Raw genomic sequence first — 13,940 nt, 5'->3', positions numbered from 1 at the left:
CTGCCTAATTGTTGCTCAATCGATACGCGAAGCGTCTAGAGCTTGGAGGGCGTCACCGATTGTGCGCTATGGTACCAGATAGGGGATCTACCCCGCATACAACAAATATAAAAATCTGGAGAAAACGCATGTTAAGAAAGGCTATCGCACTTCCGCTGCTGGCTGGTTTGGCCATTCCTGTCTTTGCTGATGACGCCAATGTATTACCGCAAGGTGTACTGCGTACTACTATTGCGCCGTCTATTACTACGATCGATTCTGTTTTCGAAAGCGATGGTAGTACTGCAGACCCACAATTTGGCAAGGTTACCGTTAACACATTGTCGTTGGCACTGGAGTATGGTGTTACAGATTGGTTGACTGCCGGTGTGCAATGGGCGCCAGGTTACGTATTGTCCGGTGGTGTCGCAGATGAAGAAAGTATTGATTTAAGCGGTGCGAACGATTTGTTTGTCGGTGCCAAAATTCAGTTGCTGGGATCTAGTGGTCTGTCGCGCAGTGATAGCATGCGTTTAGCCATCACGCCGGGTATCAAGATTCCGACGTCGAGTTATGATGCCGATGCGGAGCGATCTAATGCTCTAGCGAGTGACGATTTCCGACCGCAAAGAACAGACCGCGGAGCTTGGGGCTTGGGCGCACGCACGTCGTTTGACCTAATAATCACTGAAAACTTCTATATTAATTTATACAATCAAACATCTGTTTTTTTGGAGACAACTCAAGATTTTGGAGTGCAGGTGGTTGAGGGTGTTGGAGTTTTTTCAGTTGAAGATGCCAAAGTACAATACGGCACCGAAATGATTTTCGAAGCCGAAGCCAACTACACCATGAACATGGCCAATGGTATTCGCACCAGCTTTGGTTTGCCCGTCACCTATACTATGACTGGCGAAACCGAAGTGAATGGCAATGTGTCAGCAGCTAACGAAGAAAGCTGGAGCGTCGCAGTCGGACCGAGCGTCAGTGTGTTCTTCACCCAGTGGGCGCTGCCGATGGAATTCCAATTGGGTTATTCCACAGTATTAGCTGGCGAAAACAGCAATGCGACCAACACCATCAGCCTGCAAGTGAAAAACTTCCTGCGTCTGTAAGCTCAGATACAGCACCCAAGCCGAGGCTGTGATCAGCCTCGGTTCTCCATGAAAGCCCTTTCTAGCCTCTAAACCCCCGCTCATTCATTGTTTTTTAAAAACAGTATTTGTTTAAAAACACCTCGCAATTCGTTCGTCGGTCAACATATCCAAAATAATTGCCGCTTTCTGCTATCCTTTCCTGTAGAATCCGCGTCCCGCTTTTGGCATGACTGCCAGCCCGGGATCGTTGTCGACTGAGTGCTCTCTTTAACCATTGTGCGCATGGGTCGACCTGACCTTGCCCGCATGGGGCTATTTAATGAGAGACCTCGCATGACTGATACATCCGCTGTAAAAACCCCTTTGAATTTTGCTGAATTGGGCTTGCCCGAGTCGCTGGTGCGCGCCGTGGCCGATCTGGGCTACGAGATTCCGTCACCGATCCAAGCCGAAGCCATTCCCCCTATTTTGGAAGGCCGTGACATTCTGGGTCAGGCACAAACCGGTACCGGTAAAACCGGTGCGTTCGCCTTGCCATTGTTGGCCCGTATTGACCTGAAAATGGCCAAGCCGCAGGTACTGGTATTGGCCCCGACGCGTGAACTGGCGATTCAGGTATCCGAAGCCTTTGGTTCCTATGCTCGTCAGATGAAAGGCCTGCACGTCATGCCTATCTACGGGGGCCAGAACTATTCCACCCAGTTGCGCCAGTTAGAGCGTGGCCCGCAGGTTGTTGTGGCTACCCCTGGTCGTTTGATGGACCACATGGAACGCGGCCGTATTGACCTAAGCAACCTGCAAGCGCTGGTGCTCGACGAAGCCGACGAAATGCTGCGTATGGGCTTTATCGACGACGTGACCACTATCATTGAAGCCTGCCCGGCAGGCCGTCAGGTGGCCATGTTCTCGGCGACCATGCCGCCAGAAATCGCCCGTATCACGAAGAAATACATGACTGATCCGGTCCATGTGAAGATTCAAGCCACCGAAACCAGCTTGGCGCAGATCAATCAGTCTTTTGTAATTGTGAAGCCCCATCAGAAGCTGGACGCCTTGACCCGTTTGCTGGAAGTCGAAGACTTTGATGCGGCGATCATCTTCGCCCGTACTAAGGCGGCGACCATTGAATTATCAGAAAAGCTGTCGTCACGCGGCTACGAGTGTGCACCCCTGAACGGTGACTTGAGCCAGCAACACCGTGAAGCGACCATCCGTCAGTTGAAAGAAGGCCAGATCGACATCATCGTGGCGACCGACGTTGCGGCGCGCGGTTTGGACGTACAGCGTATTGAGCTGGTACTGAACTACGACATCCCATTGGATACCGAATCGTACGTACACCGTGTAGGTCGTACCGGCCGTGCGGGCCGCACCGGCCGTGCGGTTATGCTGGTTGCACCGCGTGAACGTCGTTTGCTGCAAGCCATCGAGCGCACCGCAGGTCGTCCGCTGGACAAGCGCGAATTGCCTACCGGCGAAGAGATTGCCGCGCAGCGCGTGGAGTCTTTCCGTGAGTCTCTGGCCAGCGCCATCACCAATGAAGACCTGACGTATTTCATCGGCTTGTCCGAGCAGATGCAAGAAGGTATTGATACCGACCTGCGTACCCTGAGTGCTGCCTTGTTGTTCTTGGCACAAAAAGAGCGTCCTCTGGATGTTGCGAGTACTTTCCAAGCATTGGATAACGGCTTTATCGCCGGGCGTGAAGAGAAGTCATTCCGTGACAAGCGTGAAGGCGGCGGTGCCGGTTTCAGTGGCGGTAAGCCACAGTCTTTCGACCGTTACCGCATTGAAGTGGGTCGCGATCATGGGGCGAACGTGGGCGATATCGTCGGTGCCATCACCAACGAAGCCAACATTCAGAACCAGTTCATCGGTAAGATCCAGATGCACGACACGTTCTCTTTGATCGACTTGCCGGAAGGCTTACCAAAAGAAATGCAAACGCACCTGGGTAAGGTCCGCGTGCGTCAGCAGCCGATGAAGCTCAGCTTCGTAGGTAAGTCTGAAGGCGGCGCCAGCCGTGGTCCGCGCCCGGATCGCAAAGGCCCACCAAAAGGTGACTACAAAGGTGGTGCCCCAAAAGGTGATTTCAAAGCCAAGCGTGCGCCGCGTAAAGGTAAGCCTAATAGCGCTCCTCGTCCACAGTAAGGCGTTCACGTTGCAGTGAGGTAGTGCATGCTCGACGAAGTGCGCATTGCATTTGATCCCAACAGTCAGCGGCTGTTGAATGTCATCCTGGCGACCATGATGTTTGGTGTGTCGCTCGGTTTGAAGCCCGCTGACTTTACGCGTGTCTTCCGTGCGCCCAAGGCCCCGTTGTCGGGGCTGGTGGCGCAGTTCATGTTGCTGCCCGCGCTGACGTGCTTGTTGACGGTGCTGGTGCCAATGGACCCGGGCATCGCGCTCGGTATGATTCTGGTGGCGTCCTGCCCCGGTGGGTCTTTCTCGAATGTGATGACGTGGATGTCTCGCGGCAATGTTGCAGTATCGGTCAGCATGACCGCGACCAGCAGCGTGGCGGCATTGATCTTTACCCCGCTCAACTTCACCTTCTGGGGCAGCGTTAACCCCGGTACGCGTGAATTGCTCAGCTCGATTCAAGTCGATGGTGTGCAGATTCTGCAATTGATTGTTATGGTGCTTGGCATCCCCCTTTTGCTGGGCATGCTAGTCGGTAATTACTTACCGGCCATCAGTGCGCGCATTGAACCTTGGCTGAAAAAACTCAGCCTGTTGATCTTCCTGTTGTTTGTCGGTATTGCCTTGGGCAATAACGGCGAACTCTTCCTGCAATATTTCACGCTGTTTGCCGGTTTTGTCATTTTGCACAACGCTGTGGCGTTGAGCATCGGTTGGAGTGCTGGGCAACTGTTGAAGCTGCCCACGGCAGACCGACGCGCAGTGATGCTGGAGGTCGGTATTCAGAATTCAGGCCTGGGCTTGATCATCCTGTTCAACTTCTTTCCTAATCAAGGCGGCATGATGATCATTACCGCTTTCTGGGGCGTGTGGCATCTGGTCAGCGGGCTTACGCTGGCAGGCTTCTGGGCCCGCCGCGATCATCTGGCGTTGCGCTTACCCTGAGCGCCGTAGCGGCTCGGATACCGTATTCTGCAGTCGCTCGGTAGCCTGTTGGTCGTCCCATTCGGCCAAATCCTCAGGCCGCACAGGCGGGTGTACCATTAGGTGAATCTGCTCGCGTCGCCGTAGTAATACCGACCACACCTGCACGATGGAACGCACAATAGGGTGTATGCGATGGGCTCGATAGGTCCAAGTGGGGATCTTCATCTGTACCGTTACGGGCACAATCGGTACCGCTGCGGCGCGTGCAATGCGCACCACGCCAGAGCGCCACGGTGCATCGAATGCTGGAGCGCCGTGTTCAGCGGGTAAGCTTAAATGCGCAGCCGGTGTAATTACCACCACGTTGCCCTGGTGTAAGCTGTTGATGGCGTTATCAAGCTGCAAGCGACCGTTCTGAGCACTGCGATCCCGATTGATTTTTAACGGCAACAGGTGCGGTCTGAGGTCTTCAAAAATAGTCAGAAAATGTCGTGCCAGCATGTCGAAGTGTTTATTTTGCTGTTCAGCGAGGGTCGCTAGAGCAAGCGCATCGAGCAACCCATGTGGATGATTCCCAGCGACCAAGTAGCCGCTGTGCTGCACGCTCTCTAGATGTTCTCGCCCGGATACGGTTACCTCAATTCGTTGTCCAGCCAACAGGCTGCCAATAAAGTGTTCGCCATTTTTCGCCCGAGCGGCAGCCTTGGCAAGCAGTTGATTCCCCTGGTGAATGCCCGCGAGGCGGAATACGACGGCTTTCAGTGGCCGAGGCCAGTGCGATAAAAACGGTGTCATGCCGATGTGAGCCCTAGAATCTAAGTCGACCTATTATAGCGGCAGAGGGGCGTTGAAAACATTTGCAATAAAATCCTTCGGGACGCACGGGATGCTCTGGTATTCTCAAAGCAAACCAGATCGATAATTACTACAATTTTCCACCGTTAATTAGCGTCGCAAGGAGTACCTATGAATAAGCTGGAGCAGCTCAAAAGCTTCACCACCGTAGTAGCCGATACCGGTGATTTTGCCGCAATCTCGGTCTATCAGCCGCAGGATGCGACGACCAATCCGTCGCTCATTCTTAAGGCTGCGGCACAGGCCGAATATCAACATCTGGTGGACGATGCCCTGGCTTATGGTCGCCGAGCAGGCGCATCAGCGGAACAGAAGTTGACTCTGGCCATGGATAAGCTGGCGGTGAACTTCGGGCGTGAACTGACCAAGGTGGTACCCGGTTATGTATCGACCGAAGTGGACGCGCACCTGTCGTTCAATACCGAAGCCACGCTCGCCAAAGCGCGTCACCTGATTGCCTTGTACGAAGACCAGGGTGTGTCGCGTGATCGCATCTTGATTAAAATTGCTTCGACGTGGGAAGGCATTAAAGCCGCCGAGCAACTGGAAAAAGAAGGGATTCGTTGTAACCTCACCTTGCTATTCAGCTTTGCCCAAGCCGTCGCTTGTGCAGAAGCCGGAGCCTTCCTGATTTCGCCGTTCGTGGGACGTATTCTGGATTGGTACAAGGCTGCGGAAGGGCGTGACTTTGCCCCGGGAGAAGACCCCGGTGTGCTGTCGGTCACCCGCATCTACCAATACTACAAAACCTTCAACTACCCCACTGTGGTCATGGGAGCCAGTTTCCGCAGCATGGGCGAGATCGAGCAGTTGGCAGGCTGTGATCGCTTGACCATCAGCCCCGCCTTGTTGGCCGAACTGGCAGCAGATGAAGGTCATCTGGCGCGTAAACTGAACCCAGTGGCAGTGCCTAGGCTGGAGCGCGTGAAGCTGGATGAAGCAGCCTTTCGCTGGCAGATGAACGAAGACGCCATGGCGACGGAGAAACTCGCACAGGGTATCCGCCAATTCCACGCCGACTTTGTGTTGTTACGCGAGCGTCTGGCCGGTTTGATTTGACGGTGACTGCCAGCATTGTCACCCTGTTCGAGCATCCCGATTGGCTGGCTGTCTACAAGCCATCTGGGGTGCCGGTACAGGACACCGATGAGCAACGGGGCGTACTCAGGCTAATGCCTGCCGGTGAACAGTTGCACTTGGTGCATCGGTTGGACCAAGGGACGTCCGGCGTGCTGCTGCTGGCGCGCTCTGCGGCTGCTGCTGAACAATTTCGCCAGTTGTTCACGAGCCGTGCCGTGGCGAAGTACTATTGGGCGGTGACGGCGCGCAAGCCGAGTAAAAAAGAGGGCTTGGTCATGGGTGACCAAGTGAAGGCCCGTCAAGGTAGCTGGAAGTTATCAGCGGGGCGCACCAATCCCGCCCGCACGTATTTTAAGTCGGCGGGTCTCGGCAATGGCCAGCGCGCCATTTTGTTGCGCCCAATTACTGGTAAGACCCATCAAATTCGTGTTGCCATGAAGGCACTGGGTGCACCCTTGCTGGGAGATACTCGCTACGGTGGCGCAGCTGCGCCCCGCCTTTATCTGCATGCGTATCAGCTCAGTTTTCTATGGCAGGGCACGCCGTTCAAAATTACCGCGGATATAGGCCCCCAAGATTGGACAATGATTGAACAATGGCCGAAAGACTGGTTGCATCCCGAGACATTGGCGTGGCCTTTGGACTAAACTAATCAACGCGATTGCATGCTTATTGCAAGAATGCGGCGCCAAGGATCGGCATCGAATACAATCAACAAGAAAAAAGAGGAACTGATGCTGAAAACCTGTGCATACTTACTGTGGTTGACCATGATGGTTGGCCTTCCTGCAACCGCTGCCAGTATAGTGGTGACAGTGGATGGGGTAGAGGACAGGATGTCAGTTGAAAACCTACGTGCGATCAAAGCCGAAACGCTGCATACCGGGACACCCTGGACGGATACGGAGGACGAGTTTGAAGGAATATATTTGGCCAGCTTGCTGGAGTACATGGGTGTGAGTCCCGAGCAGGGCGTATTAGCGCTGACGGCATTGAACGACTATCGCATTGAAGCTCCCCTGATGGAGTTGGTGGCGGCAGATGCCTTTTTGGGGTTTGCTCGCAATGGCGAGCTGATGCCGGTGCGCAATTATGGACCATTTTGGCTGCTGTTCCCGTTTACCGAACGCCCTGAATTGAACGATCGCGCCCACCGTGGCTGGGCTGTGTGGCAGTTGAAAGCCTTGGATATTCGCCAATGACATGGCGGTGGGTGCGCTTCTCCATCCTAGGCAGCCTGAGCCTACTGTTGATCTGTTTGATCATCGTAGGCTTGTGGCGCGTCGAGCAGGAGATAGACACCGTTGCCGCTGTAGGACAAGACGAATTGTCGTGGAACGTATCACGCTTGGAGCTGGAAAATCAGCGTTTTCTATTCGCCCTGAACGCATTCATCGCCACCCCTGAAACCGATCAGCTAGGCCAAGTTAAATTGCGGCTCGACATTTTACTGCATCGGTTGGATCTGGTGCGTGCTGTCTCGGCGCGGGCGATTTTGCCCGACTCGCATGAGCAACTGTTAAATGCCACTGCCGATATGAAGCGTGAACTGGAGGATCTGCTGCCCATTGTGGCTAATTTGGATCAAGCGCATGGCATTGAGTTGCTTGGCTACTTCCGCCAGTTTGAAAGTCGGTTATTTCAGTTGTCGCAAGACTATCTGTACAGCGCGTCGGAATCTTCCAGCTTGGCCTTGGCCAAGCTGCAAGACAACTACCAATGGATCGTTGGCTTGCTGGCGGCAGGCTTTATCATTATTGTCCTGTACTCCCTGATCATCATCGTCGAAGTACGGCGCTCCAATCGTCTGCGTTTAATGGCTGAGAGCGCCAATGATGCAAAAAGTCGCTTTCTGGCCAACATGAGTCATGAGATGCGCACCCCACTGAATGGCATTATTGGCCTGACTGAACTGCTGCAAGACACCGTGCTGGACAAGAAACAAACCAGTTACCTCCATACTCTGAGCCAAACCGCCGATAATCTGCTGAAACACATCAGCGATATTCTCGACTTGTCGAAGATCGAAGCGGAACAATTTCAGCTGGAATCGGAGGATTTTGAGTTGGCGCGTTCGCTGCAGGACATGGAAGGACTGGTGCAGGCGATGTTGCGCCAGCGTCGAAATACCAGTACGGAGTTTCATCTGGAATTGGCGCCTAATATACCGGCGTATGCCCACGGTGATTGGCATCGCTTGCAGCAGGTCATTCTGAATTTGCTCAGTAACAGCGTGAAGTTTACTGCCAGTGGCCACATTACTCTGCGCGTCCGAGCGGATGTTTCTTTGGCTCAGCAGATAAATTTGCGCATTGAGGTAGAAGATACGGGCGTTGGGGTGGCTGAACACTTTGTCCCCTCGCTGTTTGCCGAGTTCAGTCAGGCCGACGTATCCACTACGCGTGAGTTTGGCGGAACTGGTTTGGGCTTGGCATTGAGTCGGCGCTTGGCCCGTATGATGTCGGGCGATCTCCGTTTTGAACCAACCTCGGCAGGGGGGGCGCGCTTCGTATTAACGGTCAGTTTGGGGGCCGGTAAGGCGCCTAGCGTAGATAATCGTGTTGGTCATCTTATGCGTTACGATGGCTTGCGGGTCCTGGTCGCAGAAGATAATGAAGTGAACCAGATGGTATTGCGTAAGATGTTGGGCCGTATGTCTATTGATGTCGACGTCGCCGATAACGGTGCTACGGCCATTGAGCGGGTTATGGAAAATGGGCCGTACCACGTTATTTTGATGGACTGCCATATGCCAGTCCTCGATGGCTTTTCGGCCACTGAGACCATCCGACAACACGAGCGTGACCTGGGTTGGCCACATCAGCACATCATTGCCGTGACCGCTAATGCCCTCTTTGGTGATCGCCAACGCTGTCTTGCTGCTGGCATGGATCAGTACCTGACCAAGCCCTTTAAGCAAGCAGATCTAAAAGACGCTTTGAACAATGTGGTGCTCAGTCACCCACCGGATAGCCAGCGTTTCAGCATGTAATACAAGGTGCTTTTTGAGACCGGCTTGGTCAGATGGTCATCCATGCCACCGTCATAGCATTCTTGGATATTTTTCTGTAACGCGTTGCCCGTTAGCGCAATGATCGGCAAAGTACGGCCTTCCGCTAAGCGTCGAATGATGGCCGTGGCGCTGAGCCCATCCAACACCGGCATTTCGACATCCATCAATATCAAATCAATCTCATCGCGATAGTGTATATAGGCGTCTACCGCGGCCTCACCATTGCTCGCGGTAATGACTTGCACGCCAAAGGTGCTCAGAATTTTCTCTGTTACTATCAGGTTGACGTTGTTGTCGTCGGCCAGCAGTATCGTGCCTTTGAGGTCAGCAGCCGTGGTCGCGGAAGTGGTGGCCTTAAGTTCATTGTCCGCGTCGGTATGGTTCAATGCACTCTGGCAGATATTGAGTAGGTTGAGGCCATTAACCGGCAAGGCTAGATGATGGAAATGCGCCGCTGAGCCATCACGCGGACGGCCACCCAACCACACCACAGGCACCGGCAGGGTGTCATTGGACGGCCAGCGTTCGGGGTCATGGTCGGTAATCACGAGTTCGGCGGGATGAATATCTTGCTCAGGTGGAATCAGTTTTGCACCGGCCCAGTGCAGCAATTCCTGACACCGTAATGCCGCCAACGCGTTGGTCAGGTTGACCGCAATAACATGGCCTGAAAGCTGGCCTGCTGGGCCAAAAACCAATGCATCCGTCTCGGTCACTAATGGCAACTCGAGAAAGAACGCACTGCCCCGGCCGGGTTGGCTTTCTGCCCACACCTTGCCGCCCATCAAGGTTGCTAGGCGACGGCTGATCGACAGGCCGAGCCCCGTACCGCCATAGTGTGTTGCGATGTCTTTACCCGCTTGCTCATATTCGCTGAACACCTGCGGCAGTTTGTCGGGTGAAATGCCGATGCCGGTATCACGCACGACAAACTGTAGTCGGTCGTTCTGGGTTCGCACTTTCAGGCTGATTTTGCCATTGTCGGTGAATTTAACGGCGTTGCTGAGGAAATTTGTCAGGATTTGCCGTAACCGTATGGAATCCAATTCAATCTCGGCGGGCGTGTGCGGGTCAATGTACACATCCAATTGCACCGAGTCGTTACGTACCTGCGGGACAAATTGTTCAACCAAGCGAATCAATATGGGTGCAATCATGACGCGCTGTGGATTCAATGACATATGACCAGCTTCGATCTTGGCGATATCGAGCACGTCATTGATGATCAGCAGCATATGGTCGACTGAGTCCTGGATCAGGTTAACCCAGTGGCGCTGTTCGTTGTCTAACGAAGAATCACCCAGCAGTTCAGAAAACCCTAAGATGGCGTTCATTGGTGAGCGCAGTTCGTGCGAGATGCGAGCCACAAAGTTGGCGCTGCCTGGGGCAACGCCGTCATCGCTGTTGTTGGGTGGGTGCTCGTCATTCATGCGCAGGGTTCCATCTCGGCAGTCTGGATTCCCACACTATAGAAAAGGTAAGTGCGGCGCGCCAGTGTCAGCTTAGCTTGCTACGCTCGGTGTGCACCGCTTCACATAAGGCAGGAAAGAAGCGGCTAAAGCGTTCGGCCAGTTCTGGATACAGCTCGGGCAATAGGGTGTGGGCTTGCGCCAGTGGTGTATCGAATCGGCTGCGGCGGTTTAGTCCTTCGAGCGCGCGCTGCATGCCCAGCGGATAGGCGTAGCCGGGCAGCCAGCGATGGGTAATCAGGGCAAGGCGCAGCGCCTGTAAACGCTCATTTTCCGGGCCTTGGTATTGCTCTAGCGCGGTGTACACTTGGGTTGAAAATGCTTCGATGGGCTCGTGATGCCAGTCTGACCAATCGCGCGCCAGCACATGGTCAAAAAATACATCAATCAACACCCCGGCAAAGCGCCGGTAGGGTGGCTCGAAACGCTGGCGCAGCGCGATCACTTCGTCGTGTTGGTCAGTAAAACGGTCGATAAACTGATGCAGTCGTATGTGCAACGCCAGCTCGGGGTTTATATGCTCAGGCAGAGCGCGCGGCGGCATGCAATCGGGCAGCAACTGCCCCACACAGCTGTCGGGCGTGAGATCAGAAAAATACAGGTGGGCAAGGTAGTTCATGTCGTGCTCATACAGACCAACGCGTGCACTCATGGTACACTGCGCGGCATTCAAATTCAGGCTTCATTTAGGAACAGCACCTATGGCGGAACTCCAAAACGACCGTTTCCTGCGCGCCCTTTTGCGCCAACCCGTTGACCGCACACCCATTTGGATGATGCGCCAAGCCGGGCGCTATCTGCCTGAGTATCGTGCTACTCGTGCGCAAGCGGGCGATTTTATGAGCCTGTGCAAGAACCACGAACTGGCGTGCGAAGTAACCATGCAGCCGTTGCGTCGCTACCCGTTGGATGCAGCCATTCTGTTCAGTGATATTTTGACCATCCCCGATGCGATGGGCTTAGGTTTGTATTTCGAAACCGGCGAAGGCCCCAAGTTCAAACACGTGGTGCGCGATCGCGCTACGGTGGATGCACTGCCGACCTTGAAAGCGGACGTTGACCTGGATTACGTGATGCGTGCCGTCAGCACCATTCGCCAAGAGTTGAATGGCAAAGTGCCCTTGATCGGCTTCTCCGGCAGCCCGTGGACACTGGCTACCTACATGATCGAAGGCGGCTCCAGTAAAGATTACCAAAACGCCAAGGCCATGCTGTACAACGAGCCAGAGACTTTGCACGCCCTGTTGGCGAAACTGGCCGACGCCGTGACCGACTACCTGAACGCGCAGATCCGCGCTGGCGCGCAAGCCGTACAAATCTTTGATTCGTGGGGCGGTGCACTGGCACACAACGCCTATTTAGAGTTCAGCTTGGCCTATATGCAGCGCATCGTGAACGGACTTATCCGTGAATACGACGGGCGCACTGTTCCGGTCATTTTGTTCACCAAAGGCGGCGGCCAGTGGCTTGAAGCCATGGCCGATACCGGCGCTGACGCGTTAGGCCTCGATTGGACGACAGACTTGGGGCAAGCACGCGCGCGCGTCGGCGACCGTGTGGCCCTGCAAGGCAATATGGACCCCGCAGTGCTGTACGCCAAACCGGAACAGATTCGCGCCGAAGTCGCCCGCATTTTGGCCAGCTATGGCAATGGCACGGGCCATGTGTTTAATCTAGGTCACGGCATTACACCGGGGGTTGACCCGGAACACGCCAAAGCCTTCATTGAAGCGGTGGTTGAATTAGGCCCGCAGTATCATCGCTAGGCGTAATTCTGTAGTCCATTTGGGCAGTTGGTTAGCCTAGAGGGTTTCGGTCGGACGCCGTAAATACGTATCAGACACATCCGTGTGTCTGACCTTACGGGCTCCCGGTGGTCGTGCAAATTCGTTCCATACGAATTTGTCCCTGTAGGCTCGGTTGCGCACGTCCTGTGCGCAAACGCCGCCCTCCACCCTCTAGGCTAACCAACTGCCCAAATGCTCCACCAACGCGCTAGCAAATTTGGAGAATTATGACACCGCGCAGCTCAGACCTTTGGTTCCTACCGCTCGGCGGCTGCGGCGAGATTGGCATGAACTTCAATCTGTACGGCCATGATGGGCAATGGCTGATCGTCGACTGCGGCGTCACATTCGAGCGACCGTCGATCCTCGACCCCGCGTCTGGCCTAGAAACCCGCATTGAAGCCGCCGACCCTAAGTTCATCGCCGACCGCAATGACCAGATCGCGGGCATGATCATCACCCACGCGCACGAAGACCACATCGGTGCCGTGCCGTACTTGTGGGATCGGCTGCGTTGCCCGGTGTACGCCACTCCTTTTACCGCCGAAATACTGCGTCGCAAACTCAGCGAAGTGGGCTTGGCCGGACGCGTGCCGGTGCACATTATTGAGCTAGGCGGGCGTCATCAAGTTGGCGTGTTCAACATCGAATGGCTCAACTTAACGCACAGCATTCCCGAGCCCAGTGGCATCCTTATTCGTACCCCCGCCGGCACCGTCTTTCACACCGCCGATTGGAAAATTGACCACAACCCAGTGCTGGGTGAACCCTTCGATGCTGCGCCCTACCGCGCCTTGGCCGCTGAAGGCATCGACGCCATGGTGTGCGACTCCACCAACGCCACTCTGCCCGGTTGGTCGGCGTCGGAAGGTGACCTTCACGCAGGGATACAGCACTACGTGGCCAGTGCGCCGGGGCGGGTGATTGTCGCCTGTTTTGCCAGCAACTTGGCGCGTCTGTTAACGTTGCTGCACGTTGCTCGCGCCACCGAACGCTCCGTGGTTTTACTGGGCCGGTCGCTGCATAACATGCTGGGCGCGGCGCGCAGCGTAGGGCTGTGGGACGACGACTCGGTGTTGGTGCGCAGCCGCGACATGGGTTATTTACCGCGTGATAAAACGCTGGTCATCGCCACGGGAAGCCAAGGTGAACCACGCGCAGCCTTGTCGCGCTTGGCCTTAAACAACCATCCGGATATGACGCTCGACATCGGTGATCGGGTGATCTTCAGCAGCAAAGTCATTCCCGGTAATGAACAAGACATTCAACGCTTGGTGAAACGCCTGGAAATACTGGGTGTTGAGGTCATCGCTTCAGAAACCGCCGAGCACCCCATTCATGCGTCCGGGCATCCCGCACAAGACGAACTCAGTGTGATGTACGAATGGGTGAAGCCGCATCTCGCCATTCCAGTACATGGCGAAGCGCAACACATGAAAGCCAATGCCGCCGTAGCCAAAGCAAGTGGCGTACCGCGTCAGCTCACCGGCAGCAATGGCGACCTGTTCATGATCGCCCCATTGCGCGGCGTGCGCCGTCAAGTGGTTAAGCCCGGTCGCGTGGTCATCGAGCGGCAGTAGTCCTATTGCTC

12 protein-coding genes are annotated in these 13,940 nt (G+C 54.9%); 9 read left to right on the top strand and 3 right to left on the bottom strand.

The window, feature by feature from the left end; all coding sequences use genetic code 11:
• Positions 1–128 precede the first annotated feature (128 nt).
• From NFC81_RS14915 to NFC81_RS14905, 3 genes are all read left to right on the top strand, one after another.
• Positions 129–1,094 carry a hypothetical protein gene (locus NFC81_RS14915; protein ID WP_304995271.1) on the top strand — a complete coding sequence of 322 codons (966 nt, stop codon included), beginning with the start codon at positions 129–131 and terminating at the stop codon, positions 1,092–1,094.
• 315 nt (positions 1,095–1,409) lie between these two features.
• Positions 1,410–3,227, top strand: coding sequence for a DEAD/DEAH box helicase (locus tag NFC81_RS14910; RefSeq protein WP_304995270.1), 1,818 nt, complete (start codon positions 1,410–1,412; stop codon positions 3,225–3,227).
• A gap of 27 nt (positions 3,228–3,254) precedes the next feature.
• Positions 3,255–4,163, top strand: coding sequence for a bile acid:sodium symporter family protein (locus NFC81_RS14905; RefSeq protein ID WP_304995269.1), 909 nt, complete (start codon positions 3,255–3,257; stop codon positions 4,161–4,163).
• Here the strand turns inward: NFC81_RS14905 and NFC81_RS14900 are convergent.
• Positions 4,155–4,940 (bottom strand): 1-acyl-sn-glycerol-3-phosphate acyltransferase, encoded by a 786-nt coding sequence (locus NFC81_RS14900; RefSeq protein ID WP_304995267.1) that lies wholly within the window; start codon positions 4,938–4,940, stop codon positions 4,155–4,157. The genes NFC81_RS14905 and NFC81_RS14900 overlap by 9 nt on opposite strands.
• A 171-nt stretch (positions 4,941–5,111) precedes the next feature.
• Here NFC81_RS14900 and tal point away from each other — a divergent pair, with 171 nt between their 5' ends.
• The 4 genes from tal (at position 5,112) to NFC81_RS14880 (ending at position 9,072) form a co-directional block, all read left to right on the top strand.
• On the top strand, positions 5,112–6,059 hold the full coding sequence (gene tal, locus NFC81_RS14895; protein ID WP_304995266.1) for a transaldolase: 948 nt from the start codon (positions 5,112–5,114) through the stop codon (positions 6,057–6,059).
• 2 nt (positions 6,060–6,061) lie between these two features.
• Positions 6,062–6,727: a pseudouridine synthase gene (locus NFC81_RS14890; RefSeq protein WP_304995265.1), complete on the top strand. Its 666-nt coding sequence runs from the start codon at positions 6,062–6,064 to the stop codon at positions 6,725–6,727.
• Between the two features lie 87 nt (positions 6,728–6,814).
• Positions 6,815–7,282 carry a molybdopterin-dependent oxidoreductase gene (locus NFC81_RS14885; protein ID WP_304995264.1) on the top strand — a complete coding sequence of 156 codons (468 nt, stop codon included), beginning with the start codon at positions 6,815–6,817 and terminating at the stop codon, positions 7,280–7,282.
• Complete coding sequence (locus tag NFC81_RS14880) at positions 7,279–9,072, top strand: ATP-binding protein (protein WP_304995263.1); 1,794 nt, start codon at positions 7,279–7,281, stop codon at positions 9,070–9,072. The genes NFC81_RS14885 and NFC81_RS14880 overlap by 4 nt, the downstream gene beginning before the upstream one ends.
• Here NFC81_RS14880 and NFC81_RS14875 read toward each other — a convergent pair.
• On the bottom strand, positions 9,039–10,523 hold the full coding sequence (locus NFC81_RS14875) for an ATP-binding protein (RefSeq protein WP_304995262.1): 1,485 nt from the start codon (positions 10,521–10,523) through the stop codon (positions 9,039–9,041). The genes NFC81_RS14880 and NFC81_RS14875 overlap by 34 nt on opposite strands.
• A 67-nt stretch (positions 10,524–10,590) precedes the next feature.
• Positions 10,591–11,214 (bottom strand): ACP phosphodiesterase, encoded by a 624-nt coding sequence (locus NFC81_RS14870; protein ID WP_304995261.1) that lies wholly within the window; start codon positions 11,212–11,214, stop codon positions 10,591–10,593.
• Between the two features lie 49 nt (positions 11,215–11,263).
• Between NFC81_RS14870 and hemE the strand changes: the two genes are divergently transcribed.
• Together hemE and NFC81_RS14860 are read left to right on the top strand one after the other, a co-directional pair.
• Complete coding sequence (gene hemE, locus NFC81_RS14865) at positions 11,264–12,328, top strand: uroporphyrinogen decarboxylase (RefSeq protein WP_304995260.1); 1,065 nt, start codon at positions 11,264–11,266, stop codon at positions 12,326–12,328.
• Positions 12,329–12,576: 248 nt separating this feature from the next.
• Positions 12,577–13,929 (top strand): ribonuclease J, encoded by a 1,353-nt coding sequence (locus NFC81_RS14860; RefSeq protein WP_304995259.1) that lies wholly within the window; start codon positions 12,577–12,579, stop codon positions 13,927–13,929.
• Positions 13,930–13,940 lie beyond the last annotated feature (11 nt).

Origin of the sequence: Salinispirillum sp. LH 10-3-1 (assembly GCF_030643825.1) — a bacterium.
GTDB lineage: Bacteria > Pseudomonadota > Gammaproteobacteria > Pseudomonadales > Natronospirillaceae > Salinispirillum.
This window is presented reverse-complemented; position numbering and strand designations above follow the sequence as displayed.

Bases quoted from the DNA above. Each gene is read 5' to 3' on its own strand.
- NFC81_RS14915 (WP_304995271.1), top strand. From the start codon at position 129: ATGTTAAGAAAGGCTATCGCACTTCCGCTGCTGGCTGGTTTGGCCATT.
- NFC81_RS14910 (WP_304995270.1), top strand. From the start codon at position 1,410: ATGACTGATACATCCGCTGTAAAAACCCCTTTGAATTTTGCTGAATTG.
- NFC81_RS14905 (WP_304995269.1), top strand. From the start codon at position 3,255: ATGCTCGACGAAGTGCGCATTGCATTTGATCCCAACAGTCAGCGGCTG.
- NFC81_RS14900 (WP_304995267.1), bottom strand. From the start codon at position 4,940: ATGACACCGTTTTTATCGCACTGGCCTCGGCCACTGAAAGCCGTCGTA.
- tal (WP_304995266.1), top strand. From the start codon at position 5,112: ATGAATAAGCTGGAGCAGCTCAAAAGCTTCACCACCGTAGTAGCCGAT.
- NFC81_RS14885 (WP_304995264.1), top strand. From the start codon at position 6,815: ATGCTGAAAACCTGTGCATACTTACTGTGGTTGACCATGATGGTTGGC.
- NFC81_RS14880 (WP_304995263.1), top strand. From the start codon at position 7,279: ATGACATGGCGGTGGGTGCGCTTCTCCATCCTAGGCAGCCTGAGCCTA.
- NFC81_RS14875 (WP_304995262.1), bottom strand. From the start codon at position 10,523: ATGAATGACGAGCACCCACCCAACAACAGCGATGACGGCGTTGCCCCA.
- NFC81_RS14870 (WP_304995261.1), bottom strand. From the start codon at position 11,214: ATGAGTGCACGCGTTGGTCTGTATGAGCACGACATGAACTACCTTGCC.
- hemE (WP_304995260.1), top strand. From the start codon at position 11,264: ATGGCGGAACTCCAAAACGACCGTTTCCTGCGCGCCCTTTTGCGCCAA.
- NFC81_RS14860 (WP_304995259.1), top strand. From the start codon at position 12,577: ATGACACCGCGCAGCTCAGACCTTTGGTTCCTACCGCTCGGCGGCTGC.